Raw genomic sequence first — 17415 nt, forward strand, 5'->3', positions numbered from 1 at the left:
AAAGCCTACGCCTCAAATAGTATCTTTACGATTTTGTAAACTGAAATCATTTTGGCTAAAGATAATACTAAGGAAACCCCGTTAATGCAACAATACAACGCTATTAAAGCAAAGTATCCGGGTGCATTATTGCTTTTTAGAGTAGGCGATTTTTATGAAACGTTTGGTGAGGATGCGGTAAAGACAGCCCAGATTCTTGGAATTGTACTAACCCGCAGAGGGATAGGACCAAATGGAGCTATAGAATTGGCCGGTTTCCCCCACCATTCATTGGATAATTACCTTTCAAAACTGGTTAGAGCAGGACAAAGGGTGGCGATATGCGACCAATTGGAAGATCCTAAAACAACTAAAACCATTGTAAAAAGAGGGGTAACTGAACTGATTACACCAGGGGTGGCTTATAGTGACAATATCGTTAGTCAGAAGTCTAACAACTACTTAGCTGCAGTTTACTTTGATAAAACACAGTTGGGTGTTTCTTTTGTAGATATTTCTACTGGTGAATTTCATGTCGCACAAGGCAGTACGGAGTATATTGATAAGCTTTTACAAGGCTTCAAACCCAACGAGGTTGTTTTTCAAAAAAGCAAAAGAAAGGAATTTTTAGAGCTATTTGGTAATCGTTTTTATACCTATCATTTGGATGATTGGGCTTTTACTAGCGATTATGCCAATGAAATTTTAAATAAACACTTCGAAGTTAACTCCTTAAAGGGCTTTGGAGTAGATCGGTTGCAAACAGGTATCATTGCGGCTGGTGTAGCTTTACATTATCTAAACGAAACCGAGCACCGCAATTTAAAGCACATTACTTCCATATCTCGTTTGGAAGAAGATAAGTATATGTGGTTGGATAGGTTTACCATCCGCAATTTGGAATTGGTAAGTTCGGCCAATGAGAATGCAGTAACGCTTTTCCAGATACTTGACGAAACCAGTACTCCAATGGGTGCTCGTTTGCTCCATAAGTGGATTATTATGCCATTAAAGGAGCTAAAACCTATTGAAGAACGCTTAGGAATGGTCGATTTCCTGGTGAAAAATGATCCATTGCTACAAGAGTTTTTAATACATATCAAGCAGATTGGTGATTTGGAAAGGTTAATTTCTAAAGTTGGCTTGCTGAGAGTTGGCCCGAGGGAATTGTGTCAGTTAAAGAAATCCTTGTATCACATAGAAACCGTAAAGAAGCTTGCTGAAGAAACTCAGAATCCTTTTCTGACGGCATTGGCCGATCAGCTGGATCCTTGCTTAAGCATCAGAGAAAAGCTGGAGACAGAGTTACAGGAGGATCCACCAGCCTTGCTGATTAAAGGAAATGTAATTGCAGATGGAATAGATGAAGAGCTTGACCGTTTGCGTAAGATTTCATTTGGTGGAAAAGATTATCTGGTAGAAATTCAAAAGAGAGAAGCCGCAATAACAGGTATTCCTTCCTTAAAAGTAGCCTTTAATAATGTTTTTGGATACTATTTGGAGGTTACGCATACGCATAAAGATAAAGTGCCGGCAGACTGGATCAGGAAACAGACCCTGGTAAGTGCCGAACGTTATATCACTCCGGAGTTAAAAGAATATGAAGAGCAGATATTAGGAGCCGAAGAAAAGATTCAACAAATAGAGGTAAGACTTTATACCGAATTGATCAATCAGGTCGCTGCTTATATCAGACCAATACAACTGAATGCGTTTTTAGTCGCCCAACTGGATGTATTGCTTTGCTTTGCCCAGCTTGCGGTTAAAAACCACTATGTAAAACCCGTACTAAACAAGAAAAAGGTGTTGGATATTAAGGGTGGTAGACATCCGGTTATAGAAAAACGCCTTCCGGTAGGGGAAGAGTACATCACCAATGATGTATTTCTGGACAACGATACGCAGCAGCTGATTATTATTACCGGTCCCAATATGTCTGGTAAGTCGGCCATATTGCGACAGACAGGTTTAATTGTACTGATGGGCCAGATGGGATGCTTTGTGCCCGCTAAAGCGGCTACAATAGGTCTGGTGGATAAGATATTTACACGTGTAGGTGCTTCTGATAATTTATCATCTGGAGAAAGTACATTCATGGTAGAGATGAATGAAACTGCCAGTATCCTGAATAACATCTCTGATAACAGCTTAATCTTACTGGATGAGATTGGTCGGGGTACAAGTACTTATGATGGAATATCCATTGCCTGGGCCATTGCGGAGTTTCTGCATACGCATCCAACAGCAAAACCTAAAACGCTTTTTGCAACGCATTATCATGAATTAAATGAGTTAGCTACCACCATGAACCGCGTTAAAAACTTTAATGTTTCTATAAAAGAAGTAGGAAATAAGGTGATCTTTTTAAGGAAGTTGATTCCAGGTGGTAGTGAGCATAGTTTTGGTATTCATGTGGCTAAAATGGCTGGTATGCCACCAAAACTGATCAACAGGGCTAACGAGATTTTAAAGAAACTAGAGATAGATCGCACTGAAGGTCAGAGTATAAAAGACAGCATTAAAAAGGTTCAAAATCAGGCATATCAGTTACATATGTTTGCCGTGGATGATCCTGTTTTAGTTAAAATTAGGGATATGCTCAATAATCTGGACGTAAATGTATTGACTCCAGTAGAGGCATTGTTGAAATTAGATGAGATACAACGTTTAATTAAAGAGTAATATGAATGAACTAAAGGCGCTGAATAAAAGCTTGTTATTGATGATAACGGTGATGCTGATTTTTTCTGCCTGTAGTTCAAGGAAATATACTTCAAGACCTGCTGTAGGATCAACTACTGCTGCCAGGGCTGCCGAAGCCATGTCGCATTTAAAAAGCAGGGAATTGTATCGCTTTATAAATGATTGGACAGGGGTGCAATATGCTTTGGGAGGATTGGATAAGACAGGAGTAGACTGCTCGGGCTTTGCCTTTTTATTACAAAAAAATATTTATGGCAGTGTGCTGCCAAGAAGATCAAGAGATCAGGCTGATGTGGTAAACGAGAAAAGTATAGCCAGTTTAAATGAAGGTGATCTGATCTTCTTTTCTTTTGGTGGTAATACGGTGGATCATGTTGGCGTATACCTTAACCATAACTTTTTTGTGCATGCTTCAACCACACGAGGAGTAGTTGTAGATGATTTAAGCATTCCAGCTTATCAAAGAGCTTTTGTTAAGGCAGGATCATTAAAAAAATAACCATGAACAAGCCAAAACACGACATCTCATTCTGGACCAAGTATAAAAAATTTGCCACTACCGAGATCCTGATGTACTTGATTATGGTAATTGGAATAGGCATAGGAATTCTAATTCTTAGCTAGTTCCGTTTTAAAAATAGCTTTCATCTGGTCATAGCTGCTTACTGAGCTCATAAAATCTGCGAAGTCGGTATATTTATCAGCCGGGTAGGTTCCACTATTCAAAACAAGCTTTCTGCGGTATATTATCTTCTTGTCTACTTTCCTTACACTAATGCCGTACGAACCAAAGACCGTCTTAATTTCAGTGCCCTGAGGTAGCATATCAACTACAACATCATTTGGAAGGGTATAAGTAAGCTCATCAATATCAGTGTAGCCTCTATTGATAAAAACTGGTAAGGTTCTGTTTCTTACTTCTGGAATACTGCGTTTTTTATTGAATGCATTTAGGACCAGGTATATATGATTATTGGTTCTAGGTGCATATTTCTGAATGCTGAGTTGTAGCGATTCCATTGTGACAGGTGCGTTGCCCTTATCCTGTGTCAATTTAAAGGCATCGAAATCAATATTATCTACATCATAGGTTGTCTTCAGTAATTTCAACTGCTCTTTCATTGGTTGATTCACAAATTGAGCATAGTTGTCGTATTGCGAGCCGCTACAAGTTGTTTGCATCGTTCCATTGATGTTTCCTTCCGCATCAAGTACAAGTTCTGCTTCACGGTTTTGCAAATTCATTTGTGTAGATAACGCTGGGGTTTTGAGTATTTTTCCACCATCTTCCGTACAAGCCAATACGGTACGATCATCCGTAAAACTGCCTAGAAAGCCAAAAGGGCTTTCCTGATTTGTGCATTCTAACCAGGTAGTGTCATTTTTTAGCGGTAGACAAAGAATGATGTGGTTTCCCTGGTTCATGCTCGCAAATTCAGGTTCCATGTCCTTTTTGAAACTACCTGCATTTACAATGCAATACAAGGATGGGATATCTATGGCTTTCAGTAAACTTTGGGTGTAATTAACCAGTGCTTTACAGTCTCCATACGACAGTTGATGGACTTCGCTGGCTAACATAGGCTGCTGGCCCCCAATTCCTACCTGTACACTAATGTAACGGGTCTTTTTCTGTACATATTCATAAACCTTCCGTGCTTTATCCTTCTCATTTTGTATACCCGCTACTAAAGCTTTAACCTCTTCTACGGTAGCAGGGGTCAAGGTTTGCCTGTTTTTAACCAGTTCCGTATAGATCCATTTTCCTAATTCATCCCAGTTTTGATATTTTCCTTTATAGCCGTAATAACTAAAATCCTCAGGTGCTATTTTAACATGACAGCGATAATTCTCAGGATCAGGAGCGTAGGGTTCAGGTTTAAATGCAGTCAGGTTTTTGACCGTCCAGGTCTGACTTTTGAACTTCTCATTTAGGATCACTTCTGGTTCACCTTTATAATTAAAGGCCTTTATCCTTACTTTATCATCAGGTTTGCAGATAAATGTGTAACTACTGTTCTCCACTGCTACATCGGCTGTACGGCTGGCATACCAGTCAGGTATAATCAGGTTTTGTTTAAATCTGACCTCATACTCGTAGGCTATTGTATAGGGATAAGAAAGTACTGTGGGTTCAAAATGCTTCACGCGGTCATCTTCAAACAAGGAAAAATCGCTCACGGCACTGTGATCGGTAAAATTACTAAGCGTAAATTTGCTGGTAGCCTTACCAAAAGCATCAAAAATTAAACCTTTAACAGATTTAATAGTTGTGTTTTTATTATATAATAAAGCAATCTCTGCTTGTGAGTCCCCATTTTTATTGAGTACCGTAACTACCTTTTTTATGTTCATGATCACATTGTCGCCTGAGCGCATGTCAACCCTGGTCTCCATCTTCCTGACTACAGCATTGGCGCGGTTTTTCAGGTTTGCAGAGATCTGATCCGTCGGATATTCAACCTGTGAAAAACTGTTGAAAGAACAGAAAATAAGGGCTGTTAAGCCGATTTGTTTGATCATCATTTACCTTGCTTTTTAAGGATAATATCGGTTTTTTGAACTTGAATGATTCTGCTGTATAATTCCTTAAGTCCCAGGTATTCTTCGGGTCCATATATAGGTTTGTTGAACTGCAATAGTTGATTGAATACCAATATACCATCTTCTAAGGACGTTGTACACAAGAATCTGCCCCCTGCGCCTGGCAAACCTATATTTAATTCTTTGGGTTTATCGGCTAAGGTATAATTATCGGGTAGCTTAATGGAGATAGAGACACGCTGCTCCGTTTGACTCCCTAAATCTACCGGGTAGGTACGTTCATTTAAGTTAAATGGGTTTCTGGTCGTCCTGTCAATAAAAAAAGGATTGAAGAATAGGGGATCATGATTGATGTTCTGAAAGGCTGATATTTCGACATCATAAACTTCAGTAAGCGGGTTTTCGAGGCTATCCAGATTCTTTATCTCATGTTTAGCAATCTTGATCGTTGGCATACTTTCGTCAAGCTTCTCTACAAATTCATCTATTGAGTTGGCAGCCATGATCCTTCTGCGTTTATTGAAAGCCGCATAGCCGATGGAGTAGGTCGTTAATACTCCTTTTATTTTACCGTCTTTTCCAAGTTCGCCAGTTAAGTTATACCGTGTTGTTTCTTTCTGACTGGCAGTAAGATCATACCAATAGGATGGTTTTTTTAAAGGAATTACTCGTCCCTGACCATTTATGCAACGTAAAGGAAGTAATCCAAATGGCATTAAGGGTTCTGAAGCATCTAATAAATAAGATTTGCCATCGATATTTACTTTTGCGATGACATAGTTAAAGTCGCTGATTACCGGAAATAGTGTATTGACAAGGCCATTTACACGAGTTGAAAGGATAACAGCTTCGGCATCAATTTCAGCCGAATTTAATGCCGCAACTAGTGCCAGATTAATATCAGCGGTATTCCCCGTATGTGTTTCTAATGCCTTTTTTATGGTGTTTTCACTGTATATTCCAATAAAACCGTTTTCTTTAATGTTATGCTTTATATAAGAATAGATCGCTTTAGCCTTGCTCAGCGGGTCGGTTGTATTTTTTAGTATATCGGGTAGCAGTGGTTTAAAAAGATCCTTTTTTTTAATCTGGCTACCAAAAGATTTGTCATCAATCAATTGATAATCTACATCTTTCCATTCTTTGGTGATACTTTGCTTAGCTCCATTAGAGGTGATATAGTCCGACAATTCGAAATTAATAGCCGATTTGAAATTGCTTGGGGCAGTCATGTAGTCCTCCTCAATAAATGGTGGTATGTCTTTCATGATATACGTCATTTTTGAACAATCAATAGCTCTTCCAGCAATTCTGAGACACTCCCTACTTAGCTCTGCATTTTGTGAAGTTAGCTTTTGCGCCCCTCGCAAAGCAACATTATAGTTGTATAGGCCTGGAATCATGGCAATGTATTCACTGTGTAACTTTGGGATATTGGATTGGAATTCCCAGGTTCTGAAATTAAAGATCCTTGGGGAGTGTAACCGATAACTATATTCTATGATGCTTCCTTCGGTCAGATTAGGCATGGTAAACTTGCTAAGCGTAACATACTTATTCATTTTTTCTGTGAATATTTTCTTTTTATCAAGCTCTGTAAGAGAGATTATACCGTTTACGTAGTTGATGGTGCTTGCTTTCAGTTCCTCAATTGTTTCTTCTTTGTCTCCACTCTTGAACAATGGTATGACAATATTGGCACTTTCAAAACCTTTTTTGTTCAGGATTTTTATCCGGACATGGTATTCAAAGTCTATATATAAATTGCCATAATTATCATCGAATCTAACTGCAGCTGTGCCAAACTCACGCAATACTACTGCATTGGCATTGCTATCCAGTTTTGTTTTGGTAAAATTTAGGTCAGCCTGACTCACCTTAAGGTAGTCGAAATCCTGAGCAAATAGGGTGGTAGAAGAAAAAAAAGAGAGTAGAAAGAAAAGATTCCTCATTAATGAGCGTTTAAGGTATAATTATAAACTGCAAGATAAAAGTAGAAATCTGAATAAAAAAATGCATTGCAAATTATTCTGATAGAAATTAATGTGTTATCAAATATGTTAAGGATTAATGGATGATTTTTACGACTTTTGAAGTGCTACCAAAAAGATTGAAATGAAATTAAATTTAAAACGCCCACTCGCATTTTTTGATTTGGAAACCACAGGAGTAAATGTTGGTGCCGATCGTATTGTTGAAATTGCTATATTAAAAGCTATGCCTGATGGATCTGAGCTAATCAAATCCATGCGCATTAATCCTGAGATGCCAATTCCATTGCATTCATCATTGATACATGGAATTTATGATGAAGATATTGCTACAGCGCCTACTTTTAAAGCCGTTGCAGCCGAATTGTCTGAGTTTATTGGCGATGCGGATCTTGCTGGCTATAATTCTAACCGATTTGACATTCCAGTAATACTGGAAGAGTTTTTAAGGGCAGGAATAGACTTTGATATGTCTGACCGTAAATTTGTTGATGTTCAGAATATATTTCACCAGATGGAACAGCGTACTTTACGTGCCGCTTATAAGTACTATTGTGGTAAAGACATCATTAATGCGCATTCAGCTGAAGCTGATATTACAGCTACTTACCATGTATTGTTGGCTCAAATTGAGCGTTATAAAGACGTTGATTTTGAAGATAAACAAGGTAAGATATCCAGACCTGTACAAAATGACGTAGACGCACTTCATACATTTACCAATATGAACAAGCCGGTTGATTTTGCCGGAAGGATGGTTTTTAATGAAAATGAAGAAGAAATATTCAACTTTGGTAAACACAAAGGCAAAACTGTAGAGCAGGTATTCGATACCGAGCCTAGCTATTATGCCTGGATGAAACAAGGTGATTTTCCATTGTATACTAAGAAAAAGCTAGATGAGATCTGGGCAAGGTGGAGTAAAAAGAAAGACTTGATTAAGCAGGAAAGACAACAGCTAGCCGAAGCCAATAGAGCAAAACAACCGCCAAGACCGCAACAAGTTCAGGAAAAAGCACAAGCTGCTCCTGTAAAGAAAGAAAAGCCTGTTGTAGATGTGACTAACGATATGTTAGAACAGCTGAAAATGAAGTTTGGTAAATAGATACAATCATTATAATATTAAAAAAGACCCTTTTATAGGGTCTTTTTTATGAAATCTATATTTCTGGTTAGTCCTTTAAATTTGGTGCGCTTAACAGCCGAGTTTTTAAAGATGGTTTTAAAAACATCTTCTGTTATGTCTAGCCAATCCTCACGTTTCATCGTTAATAATTGCTCATTAGGTTTAAATCTGGGCTCAGTATGCGGGGCAGAAAATCTGTTCCAGGGACATACATCCTGACAAACGTCGCAACCAAACATCCAGTTGTCCATTTTGTCTTTAAATCCCGTATCAATTTCTTCTCTTAGCTCAATGGTTAGATAGGAGATACATTTCTTTGCGTCTATCACATAAGGTGATAAAATGGCATCAGTAGGGCAGGCATCGATACATTTTGTACAAGTGCCGCAGTGATCAGTCTCAAATGGATTGTCATATTCCAAGTCCAGATCTACGATAAGTTCAGCTAAAAAAAAGAACGATCCACTCTTTTTATTGATGAGATTGCTGTTTTTACCAATCCATCCAATACCTGCACGTTTTGCCCAGGCGCGGTCTAGCACTGGTGCTGAATCTACAAAAGCTCTACCTGCAACTTCTCCAATTTCCTCACTAATAAAGCTTAGCAATTGGAACAGCTTATCTTTAATCACCTGATGATAATCCATCCCATAAGCATATTTAGAGATCTTTGGGGCATCAGGATCAGTTTGTTCCGCATCAGGAAAGTAATTAAGCGTAAGCGAGATCACTGATTTGGAATCATCTACGAGCAACCTTGGATCTAGTCGTTTGTCAAAATGATTCTCCATATAGGCCATTTGGCCATGATGGTTTTGTTGTAACCAACTTTCTAACTTAGGCGCCTCTTCTTCTAAAAAATCTGCTTTGGCAATACCACATTGCATAAAACCTAGCCTTAGGGCTTCGGCTTTAATTATTTTGCTGTATTTGGAAGCATTGCTTATCATAAGCCGCAAAGATAAGGCTTTGTATTGTAAACTTTTTATGGGCTCATTTGTTATTAATTTAATAAACCAAAACTTAAAGTCATGGAAAATAAAGAGGAGCAACATAGCGAAGACCATCCCCACAAACACAAACCAATAGAACATGACTATGACAAGCATAAGGCAGATCCCGGACCACCCCGTGAAGCTGTAGAGGAAAAGGATATCAATGGTGCTGCCGTAGTATTAAGATGGCTTATACCGTTACTAGTTATTGCCTTGTTGATTTATTGGCTGTTTTTTCATAAATAAATTACTTTAATAACCTGACTTCATACAGGTCGGTCCGTCTGTCTTTTAATATTTTAACCGTTCCAAAGTGATGGAGCTCGTCTAAGAGATGAAGATCTACATCAACGACCAGCATCATTTCTGTATTCGGAGTAGTTTCAGCTTTCACGGCATTTGTAGGGAAGGCAAAATCGGAAGGTGTGAATACAGCTGACTGCGCAAACTGGATATCCATATTATTTACTTTGGGTAAATTACCTACACAACCGGCAATAGCTACATAACATTCATTTTCTATTGCCCTAGCCTGCGCACAATGTCTAACTCTGGTGTATCCATTTTGTGTATCTGTTAGAAAAGGAACAAATAAGATTTGCATACCCTGATCTGCCAATATTCTGCTCAACTCTGGAAATTCTACATCATAACAGATCAATATACCTATTTTACCACAGTCGGTATCAAATACCTTGATTTTATCCCCACCCACCATTCCATAGTATTTTTGCTCATTTGGAGTAATATGAATTTTTCTATATTCATCAGTTTTTCCACTTCTATGGCAAAGGTAGGTTGCATTGTATAATTTGTTGTTTTCAATTATAGGCATGCTGCCGGATATGATGTTTACATTGTAAGAAAGGGCATACTGTTGTATACGTTGTACAATTTCTTTAGTTTGCTCGGCAAGTTTGCGCATGGCTTCCATTTCCGGTAAATGATTATATGGCTGCAATAAAGGGGTGTTAAAGAATTCCGGGAACATGATAAAATCAGATTTGTAACCACTTACTGCGTCTACAAAAAATTCAACCTGTTCGTAAAAGGCATCAATGTCAGGAAATAAACGCATTTGCCACTGCACTAAACCTATTCTAATAGTTTTTGCTGAGCGTGCTGAGGCATCTATACCCTGATAATAGATATTGTTCCATTCAATCAGCGTTGCAAATTCTTTAGATTCATGGTCACCTGGAAGATAGTTTTTAAGAACTTTCCTGACGTGGAAATCATTAGACAGTTGAAAGGTTAGCGTTGGATCATAGAGCTCCTTTGCTTTTACTTTGTCAATGTACTGTCTTGGACTTAGCTTTTCCGCATGTTGATGATAACCCGGTATACGTCCGCCGGCAATAATACTTTTTAAATTAAGACTTTCGCAGAGTTCTTTTCTTACTTCATAAAGTCGGCGCCCCAACCGAAGTCCCCGGAATTCAGGGGAAACAAAGATTTCAATTCCGTATAAAGTATCACCATTTGGATCATGGGTAGAAAAAGTATAATCACCAGTAATCAATTGGTAGGTGTGTTTATCGCCATACTCATCGTAATCGACAATAATGGATAAGGAACATGCAACTACTTTATCATCAACAGCTATACACAACTGTCCTTCCGGGAATAGTTTTAAAAGCTTTGCAATGGTAACTTTACTCCATATCTGCCCACCTAGCGTATCGTACGCTTGCTGCATGGATTCTTTTAAGTCATCATAATCTTCTAAAGTAAGTTTTCTGGTTTCAATGTTCATATCAGCAAATTTAGCTAATATGAACAGAAATGATGCCTAAATTCTGTTATTAAAACAATCTTCCGGTTTGTCCGGGATAATTTCGTTGCAAGTGCTTGTAAGCAGCCTCCGTAACTTCCCGACCTCTGGATGTGCGCATGAGAAAACCTTCCTGGATCAGGAATGGTTCATATACCTCTTCAATTGTACCTTCATCTTCGCCAACAGCGGTTGCAATGGTTTTTAAACCTACAGGACCACCTTTAAACTTATCGATGATGGTGGTCAGGATCTTGTTGTCCATCTCATCCAAGCCATGCTCATCCACATTTAAGGCTTTTAGTGCATAGCGGGCAATGTCAGTATTGATCTCACCAGTGCCTTTAATTTGTGCAAAATCACGTGTACGTCTTAGTAACGCATTCGCGATACGAGGAGTACCGCGACTCCGGCGTGCAATTTCGTAAGCACCCTCATCTGTAATCGGTGTTTTTAAAATCTCTGAAGACCTTAAAACGATGGTGGTCAGTAATTTTGCATCATAATAAGCCAATCTGGAATTGATTCCAAACCTCGCTCTTAAAGGTGCGGTTAACAAGCCCGAACGGGTAGTTGCGCCAACAAGCGTAAAAGGATTCAAGCTGATCTGTACAGAGCGGGCATTAGGCCCACTCTCCAGCATAATGTCTATTTTAAAGTCTTCCATCGCAGAGTAGAGATACTCTTCAACCAAAGGACTTAAACGGTGTATCTCATCAATAAACAGGATGTCTCCTTCGTCAAGGCCAGTTAATAGACCTGCCAGATCACCTGGCTTATCCAATACCGGTCCGGAAGTAACCTTTATGCCCACACTCATTTCATTGGCAATGATGTAGGAGAGGGTTGTTTTACCTAAGCCCGGAGGGCCATGTAGTAAAACGTGATCTAGAGGTTCACCACGTAACTTTGCAGCTTGTACAAAGATTTTTAGGTTCTCCATCACTTTTTCCTGTCCCGTAAAATCATCAAAAGCCTGTGGCCGCAATACTTTTTCAATATCGCGTTCTATGGGTGATAAGCTTTCAGCGGAAGGATCAAGATTCTCGTTCATTGCTCAAAAATACGCTTAAAAATTAGAAATATTGTAATGTCTAGCTAAATTTGGCCGCTACAGTGGCTTCTTTAACCCCATTGGCATAGTTGTAAAAGCCTTCGCCAGATTTAACTCCTTTATTGCCTGCTGTTACCATATTAACCAATAAAGGACATGGAGCATATTTAGGATTTCCAAAGCCATCTTGTAATACGCGAAGAATAGCCAGACAAACATCTAAGCCAATAAAATCAGCCAATTGCAATGGGCCCATTGGATGCGCCATCCCTAATTTCATCACGGTATCGATCTCTTCTACACCAGCTACATTTTCATATAAAGTATAGATAGCTTCGTTAATCATTGGCATTAATATTCTGTTGGCTACAAAGCCAGGATAGTCATTTACCTCAACTGGTGCTTTACCTAGTTTTTTGGAAAGCTCCATCACTATTTCGGTTGTTTCATTGCTGGTCGCATAGCCACGTATCACCTCAACCAATTTCATTACCGGTACTGGATTCATAAAGTGCATCCCAATTACTTTATCACCACGACCAGTTACCGAAGCGATTTTAGTAATAGAAATAGAAGAAGTATTGCTGGCCAGAATAGCATTGGGTTTAGCAAAGGCATCGAGTTCTTTAAAGATCTTGAGTTTAAGATCAAGGTTCTCAGTTGCCGCCTCTACAACAAGATCTACATTGGCAACACCAGTTTGCAGATCTGTAAAGCTTAAGATGTTATTTAATGTGGCTGATTTATCCGCTTCAGTTATAGTTCCTTTAGTAACTTGACGATCAAGATTTTTGCTAATGGTTGTAATAGCTCTTTCTAAGGCTTCAGCATTAATATCGATAAGATTTACCTGGAAGCCAAATTGAGCAAAAGTATGCGCTATTCCATTGCCCATCGTGCCAGAGCCGATTACTGCGATGTTCTTCATTTCGTTTCTTTTTATGATGTTAGTTAAAATGTTTTACGGCGCTAATCTATTTATAATCCACGAACCATCCACTAAGTCGTAAACAATTCTGTCATGTAGTCTGCTTGGTCTTCCTTGCCAAAATTCAATATGCATAGGCTCTACCAGATATCCACCCCAATGTAGCGGACGTGGAATTTCTTTGTTCTCGTATGCTTTTGTCAAGTCTGCAACTTTTTCTTCAAGAGATTCACGGCTATCCAACACTTTACTTTGTGGAGAAGCCATGGCGCCAATTTGACTGCCTACAGGGCGCGAATGGAAATAATCTGCAGATGTTTCGGCATCAACTTTACTCACTACACCTTCAATACGCACCTGACGTTCCAGTTCTGGCCAAAAAAATACCAAAGCTGCTTGTGGGTTTTCAACGAGATCCTGACCTTTTTTACTCTCATAGTTCGTATAAAAGACAAAACCATTTGCATCAAATTCCTTTAGCAATACGATACGCGCATCGGGTTTACCATAGCGGTCGGCTGTTGCTAGCGTCATTACATTGGGCTCATATAACTGTGCATCTACGGCCGCTGAAAACCATTTTCCGAATTGCAGGATAGGGTCGCTTTCCACATCTTTTTCTGTGAGCTGTGCACTGCGATATTCCTGCCTTAAATCATGTAATTTTTTCTTGTTATGCTCCATGCACAAAAATAGGTTTTAGTTTATTCAAATTTATCCCTAAATTTCCGAAATGATAAGCAGGTTAGAGCCAACGTTAGGCAGATTACTAATATCCGAACCATTTTTAATGGACCCTAATTTTAAGCGGTCTGTAATTCTTATTACAGAGCATCAAGAGGAGGGGACTGTTGGTTTTATTCTTAACCATTCTAGTACTTTATCGCTTAAAGATGTGATTCCTGGACTGCCGGAAGCAAATTTTCCAGTATATCTTGGTGGACCTGTTGAGACGGATACCATACATTTTTTACATAGATGCCCGGATCTGATTTCAGATGGACAAGAAGTGGTAAAAGGGATATATTGGGGTGGTAATTTCGAGACCCTAAAAGTGTTGATACAAAATCATCAAATCGATGAAGATGATATTAAATTTTTTATAGGCTATTCAGGCTGGGGCCAATCACAATTGAATATGGAGATGAAAACCAATACCTGGATTGTATCGGATCAATTTCATCCCGATGTGGTTTTCTCCAATAATGAAGAAAACCTTTGGCGGGAAGTTATTATTAATCTGGGACCGAAATATGCGCATGTAAGCAACTTTCCTCAGGACCCAAATTTGAATTAAGTATGCACTCCGTCATCCTGAATTTATTTCAGGATCTCTCACCTGCAAAGCCGACCCTCTCTTGCGAGATCCTGAAATAAATTCAGGATGACGACAGCCAAGGATGATGGCTATCGACTGATGGTCAGCGACCGCCGATCTGTTTATTACATGTCAGCTGCGCTCTCTTCAACTTTCTTTCTCAAATCATTTTTGTAAGTCTGCATTTTATCAGCTAAAGATATATCAGCAGTAGAAAGGATTTGAACAGCCAATAAACCTGCATTTTTTGCTGCATTTAGCGCAACGGTTGCTACAGGAATACCATTAGGCATTTGTAAAATAGAAAGGATAGAATCCCATCCGTCAATAGAATTTGAAGATTTAACAGGAACTCCGATTACTGGTAATACCGTAATAGAAGCAACCATGCCTGGCAAATGGGCTGCACCGCCAGCACCTGCAATAATTACTTTCAGACCTCTTGAAGCCGCATTTTTAGCGTAATCAAACATCCTTTCAGGTGTACGATGTGCCGATACTACAGTCATTTCAAATTCAACCCCAAACTCTTTAAAAATATCAGCAGCATCTTGCATAATGTGAAGATCTGATTTGCTGCCCATGATAATGCCTACTTGTACGCTCATTTATGAAATAACTTTTAGTGTGTTTTTAATGTAATTGGCTTTTTCTATTGCACCATCCCTGTTTTGATCGACCACAGTAACGTGGCCCATTTTGCGGAACGGTTTGGTATATTTTTTACCATAAAGGTGTATGTAAACACCATCTATAGCCATGATTTTTTCTAATCCTTGATATTTTGCTACTCCATCGTGGTTCTTTTCACCCAGCAAATTGATCATTACCGCATTGTTAATCGCACGGGTATCGCCCAATGGTAAGTTAAAAATGGCACGTAGATGTTGTGCAAACTGCGAAACGTAATTGCCTTCTATGCTGTGGTGACCGCTATTGTGTGGTCTTGGTGCCAATTCATTTACCAGTAATTCGCCATTTTTGGTTACGAACATTTCTACGGCTAATATGCCTGTAATGTTTAGTGAAGCAGCAATGTCCATCGCAATCTTTTCAGCTCTTTGTTGTAAAGAAGCTGGGTAAGTAGATGGAGAGATTAGAAATTCTACCAAATTGGCCTCGGCGTTGAACTCCATTTCCACCATAGGAAATGTCTTCATCTCACCTTTAGAATTACGTGTCACAATAACTGCTACTTCCTTTTCAAAGTCTATCAGTTCTTCAATTAAGCAAGGAGCATCAAAAGCATGGTCGATATCAGCTACATCGCTGATTTTCATAACTCCTTTGCCATCATAGCCATCCTTACGTTGTTTAAGGATGTAAGGAAAAGCAAAGCCACAGTTAAAAATGTCTTCTCTGGTGTTTACCAATTTAAAAGGCGCTGTAGGAATATTGTTTTCCTTGAAAAATTGTTTTTGTACCCCTTTATCTTGAATCAAACGGATTACCCTTGATTGTGGGAAAACTTGTTTTCCTTCTTTCTCCAATTGCTCAAGAGCTTCTATATTAACCTTTTCTATTTCGATGGTAATGATGTCAGCCTTTTTTCCGAAGTTGTAAACGGTATCAAAATCGGTAATTGAGCCACATTCGAAGTAATTTGCAAGATGTTTACAGGGAGCGTCGGTATCTGGATCTAAAACCAAGGTAGTTAGGTTATAATTGATGGCTTCTTGTATCAGCATTCTGCCTAATTGTCCGCCGCCTAATATCCCTAATTTTAAATCACTTATTTGTTTTGCCATATCTACTATGAAAAAGTTATGCTTATTTTGCACAAAAATAACAATTATAAACGGATTGATGGAGGTAGATGCTATAATTATTGGAGCCGGAGCTTGTGGGTTGATGTGTGCAGTACAGGCGGGATACTTGGGGAAGCGGGTGATTTTATTAGAAAAAAATGATCAGCCGGGAGCTAAGATCCTGATTTCTGGTGGGGGACGATGTAATTATACCAATACGTACGCAACCGATGAACAGTTTATTTCGGAAAATAAGCATTTTGTTAAATCGGCATTTACGCAGTGGACGGTAGCTGATACCATTAGCTTTTTCGAAACTTACGGCATCGATGGGAAAGAGAAAACCCTTGGGCAGTTGTTTCCAGATGGAAAGAATGCCAAAGATGTGGTGTCCGTTTTTACTTCAATTTGCGAAGATTTTGGACAGCAGCTGATTTGCAATGCCGATGTAAGTGATATAGAAATCCTAACTGATGGCTTTACCATAAAATATGAAAAGGGAGGTAAATCACGTACAATAACGGCTCCTAAACTAGTTATCGCCACTGGGGGCTTGCCTATTCCAAAAATGGGCGCTACCGATTTTGCCTTGCGTTTTGCAAGGAAACATGGGTTGAAAATTGTGGAAACAGTACCAGCGTTGGTACCACTTACTATAACTGGAAAAGACGAAGAATGGTATGCGCAGCTTTCTGGAAATAGTGTTTTTTGTGAGGTGAGCAATGATCGTATTGCCTTTGAAGAAAATATTCTCTTTACCCATTGGGGTTTAAGCGGACCTGCAATTTTGCAAATCTCATCGTACTGGAAAAGAGGAGAGGTGTTTAATATAGACTTGTTGCCTCATCAAGATATTACAGCGTTAATTGATGCGGAACGCCAACAGAGTGGAAAAACACTGTTGTCTACCTTGTTTAACCGATTTTATGCGAAGAAGTTTACGGATGCTTTGGGCAAGTATTTACCCGTTGAAAAACAGGTTGCTAGCTTAACTAAGTCTGAACTGGAATTGATTGAAGAGACTATACACCGGTTTAAGGTGAAGCCTGCGGGTGATAAAGGTTACGATAAAGCCGAAGTAATGCGGGGCGGAATAGCAACCGATGAGCTGTCATCTAAAACGCTGGAATGTAAAAAGGTTCCCGGATTATATTTTGGTGGTGAATGTGTTGATGTGACCGGATGGCTAGGTGGCTATAACTTTCAATGGGCTTGGGCAAGTGGCTTTGTAATTGCACAAAATCTATAGGGAGGT

General features: G+C 39.1%; 16 protein-coding genes. 7 read left to right on the forward strand and 9 right to left on the reverse strand.

Annotation, left to right across the window (positions count from 1 at the left end):
* The first annotated feature begins 51 nt into the window (after window positions 1–51).
* The 3 genes from mutS to FBD94_RS26485 are packed head-to-tail and all read left to right on the forward strand — an operon-like array spanning window position 52 to window position 3306.
* Entirely contained in the window at window positions 52–2661 is a 2610-nt protein-coding gene (mutS, locus tag FBD94_RS18530) for a DNA mismatch repair protein MutS (RefSeq protein WP_136881312.1), read from the forward strand.
* Between the two features lies 1 nt (window position 2662).
* Window positions 2663–3181, forward strand: coding sequence for a C40 family peptidase (locus tag FBD94_RS18535; protein WP_136881313.1), 519 nt, complete (start codon window positions 2663–2665; stop codon window positions 3179–3181).
* A gap of 2 nt (window positions 3182–3183) precedes the next feature.
* The gene (locus FBD94_RS26485; protein ID WP_256375307.1) at window positions 3184–3306 is read left to right on the forward strand and encodes a hypothetical protein; all 123 of its coding nucleotides are present in this window, start codon (window positions 3184–3186) and stop codon (window positions 3304–3306) included.
* Here the strand turns inward: FBD94_RS26485 and FBD94_RS18540 are convergent.
* Entirely contained in the window at window positions 3292–5208 is a 1917-nt protein-coding gene (locus FBD94_RS18540; protein ID WP_136881314.1) for a DUF3857 domain-containing protein, read from the reverse strand. The genes FBD94_RS26485 and FBD94_RS18540 overlap by 15 nt on opposite strands.
* A complete protein-coding gene (locus FBD94_RS18545; protein WP_136881315.1) occupies window positions 5205–7178 on the reverse strand; it encodes a DUF3857 domain-containing protein in 1974 nt (657 codons plus the stop codon). The genes FBD94_RS18540 and FBD94_RS18545 overlap by 4 nt, the downstream gene beginning before the upstream one ends.
* Before the next feature lie 163 nt (window positions 7179–7341).
* Between FBD94_RS18545 and FBD94_RS18550 the strand changes: the two genes are divergently transcribed.
* Window positions 7342–8322 (forward strand): 3'-5' exonuclease, encoded by a 981-nt coding sequence (locus tag FBD94_RS18550; protein WP_136881316.1) that lies wholly within the window; start codon window positions 7342–7344, stop codon window positions 8320–8322.
* A 32-nt stretch (window positions 8323–8354) separates the two neighbouring features.
* Here the strand turns inward: FBD94_RS18550 and queG are convergent, their stop codons facing one another.
* Entirely contained in the window at window positions 8355–9293 is a 939-nt protein-coding gene (queG, locus tag FBD94_RS18555) for a tRNA epoxyqueuosine(34) reductase QueG (RefSeq protein WP_136881317.1), read from the reverse strand.
* 81 nt (window positions 9294–9374) lie between these two features.
* Here queG and FBD94_RS18560 point away from each other — a divergent pair, with 81 nt between their 5' ends.
* Window positions 9375–9584 (forward strand): hypothetical protein, encoded by a 210-nt coding sequence (locus FBD94_RS18560; RefSeq protein WP_131612324.1) that lies wholly within the window; start codon window positions 9375–9377, stop codon window positions 9582–9584.
* A gap of 1 nt (window position 9585) precedes the next feature.
* Here FBD94_RS18560 and FBD94_RS18565 read toward each other — a convergent pair whose 3' ends face one another.
* Genes FBD94_RS18565 through pdxH form a run of 4 tightly spaced genes read right to left on the reverse strand, consistent with a single transcriptional unit; the run spans window position 9586 to window position 13778 of the window.
* The gene (locus tag FBD94_RS18565; RefSeq protein ID WP_131612322.1) at window positions 9586–11094 is read right to left on the reverse strand and encodes a carbon-nitrogen hydrolase family protein; all 1509 of its coding nucleotides are present in this window, start codon (window positions 11092–11094) and stop codon (window positions 9586–9588) included.
* A gap of 49 nt (window positions 11095–11143) precedes the next feature.
* Window positions 11144–12166 (reverse strand): Holliday junction branch migration DNA helicase RuvB, encoded by a 1023-nt coding sequence (gene ruvB, locus FBD94_RS18570; RefSeq protein ID WP_131612320.1) that lies wholly within the window; start codon window positions 12164–12166, stop codon window positions 11144–11146.
* Window positions 12167–12206: 40 nt separating this feature from the next.
* Window positions 12207–13094: a 3-hydroxybutyryl-CoA dehydrogenase gene (locus FBD94_RS18575; RefSeq protein WP_136881318.1), complete on the reverse strand. Its 888-nt coding sequence runs from the start codon at window positions 13092–13094 to the stop codon at window positions 12207–12209.
* A 33-nt stretch (window positions 13095–13127) separates the two neighbouring features.
* Window positions 13128–13778 carry a pyridoxamine 5'-phosphate oxidase gene (gene pdxH, locus FBD94_RS18580; RefSeq protein WP_131612316.1) on the reverse strand — a complete coding sequence of 217 codons (651 nt, stop codon included), beginning with the start codon at window positions 13776–13778 and terminating at the stop codon, window positions 13128–13130.
* A gap of 106 nt (window positions 13779–13884) precedes the next feature.
* On the opposite strand from pdxH, the gene FBD94_RS18585 reads away from it, so the two are divergent.
* Window positions 13885–14391 carry a YqgE/AlgH family protein gene (locus FBD94_RS18585; protein ID WP_317130145.1) on the forward strand — a complete coding sequence of 169 codons (507 nt, stop codon included), beginning with the start codon at window positions 13885–13887 and terminating at the stop codon, window positions 14389–14391.
* Between the two features lie 146 nt (window positions 14392–14537).
* Here the strand turns inward: FBD94_RS18585 and purE are convergent, their stop codons facing one another.
* Together purE and FBD94_RS18595 are read right to left on the reverse strand one after the other, a co-directional pair.
* Entirely contained in the window at window positions 14538–15020 is a 483-nt protein-coding gene (purE, locus tag FBD94_RS18590) for a 5-(carboxyamino)imidazole ribonucleotide mutase (RefSeq protein ID WP_136881319.1), read from the reverse strand.
* Window positions 15021–16160 (reverse strand): 5-(carboxyamino)imidazole ribonucleotide synthase, encoded by a 1140-nt coding sequence (locus tag FBD94_RS18595; RefSeq protein WP_131612310.1) that lies wholly within the window; start codon window positions 16158–16160, stop codon window positions 15021–15023.
* Window positions 16161–16218: 58 nt separating this feature from the next.
* Here FBD94_RS18595 and FBD94_RS18600 point away from each other — a divergent pair, with 58 nt between their 5' ends.
* Window positions 16219–17409, forward strand: a complete 1191-nt coding sequence (locus tag FBD94_RS18600) for a BaiN/RdsA family NAD(P)/FAD-dependent oxidoreductase (RefSeq protein ID WP_136881345.1) — start codon at window positions 16219–16221, stop codon at window positions 17407–17409.
* The last annotated feature ends 6 nt before the right edge of the window (window positions 17410–17415 follow it).

Source organism: Pedobacter hiemivivus (assembly GCF_005144565.1).
Taxonomy (GTDB): domain Bacteria; phylum Bacteroidota; class Bacteroidia; order Sphingobacteriales; family Sphingobacteriaceae; genus Pedobacter; species Pedobacter hiemivivus.

Bases quoted from the DNA above. Each gene is read 5' to 3' on its own strand.
- FBD94_RS18565 (WP_131612322.1), bottom strand. From the start codon at position 11,094: ATGAACATTGAAACCAGAAAACTTACTTTAGAAGATTATGATGACTTA.
- FBD94_RS18575 (WP_136881318.1), bottom strand. From the start codon at position 13,094: ATGAAGAACATCGCAGTAATCGGCTCTGGCACGATGGGCAATGGAATA.
- queG (WP_136881317.1), bottom strand. From the start codon at position 9,293: ATGATAAGCAATGCTTCCAAATACAGCAAAATAATTAAAGCCGAAGCC.
- FBD94_RS18595 (WP_131612310.1), bottom strand. From the start codon at position 16,160: ATGGCAAAACAAATAAGTGATTTAAAATTAGGGATATTAGGCGGCGGA.
- pdxH (WP_131612316.1), bottom strand. From the start codon at position 13,778: ATGGAGCATAACAAGAAAAAATTACATGATTTAAGGCAGGAATATCGC.
- FBD94_RS18545 (WP_136881315.1), bottom strand. From the start codon at position 7,178: ATGAGGAATCTTTTCTTTCTACTCTCTTTTTTTTCTTCTACCACCCTA.
- purE (WP_136881319.1), bottom strand. From the start codon at position 15,020: ATGAGCGTACAAGTAGGCATTATCATGGGCAGCAAATCAGATCTTCAC.
- FBD94_RS18585 (WP_317130145.1), top strand. From the start codon at position 13,885: ATGGACCCTAATTTTAAGCGGTCTGTAATTCTTATTACAGAGCATCAA.
- FBD94_RS18600 (WP_136881345.1), top strand. From the start codon at position 16,219: ATGGAGGTAGATGCTATAATTATTGGAGCCGGAGCTTGTGGGTTGATG.
- FBD94_RS18550 (WP_136881316.1), top strand. From the start codon at position 7,342: ATGAAATTAAATTTAAAACGCCCACTCGCATTTTTTGATTTGGAAACC.
- FBD94_RS26485 (WP_256375307.1), top strand. From the start codon at position 3,184: ATGAACAAGCCAAAACACGACATCTCATTCTGGACCAAGTATAAAAAA.
- ruvB (WP_131612320.1), bottom strand. From the start codon at position 12,166: ATGAACGAGAATCTTGATCCTTCCGCTGAAAGCTTATCACCCATAGAA.
- FBD94_RS18540 (WP_136881314.1), bottom strand. From the start codon at position 5,208: ATGATGATCAAACAAATCGGCTTAACAGCCCTTATTTTCTGTTCTTTC.
- FBD94_RS18535 (WP_136881313.1), top strand. From the start codon at position 2,663: ATGAATGAACTAAAGGCGCTGAATAAAAGCTTGTTATTGATGATAACG.
- FBD94_RS18560 (WP_131612324.1), top strand. From the start codon at position 9,375: ATGGAAAATAAAGAGGAGCAACATAGCGAAGACCATCCCCACAAACAC.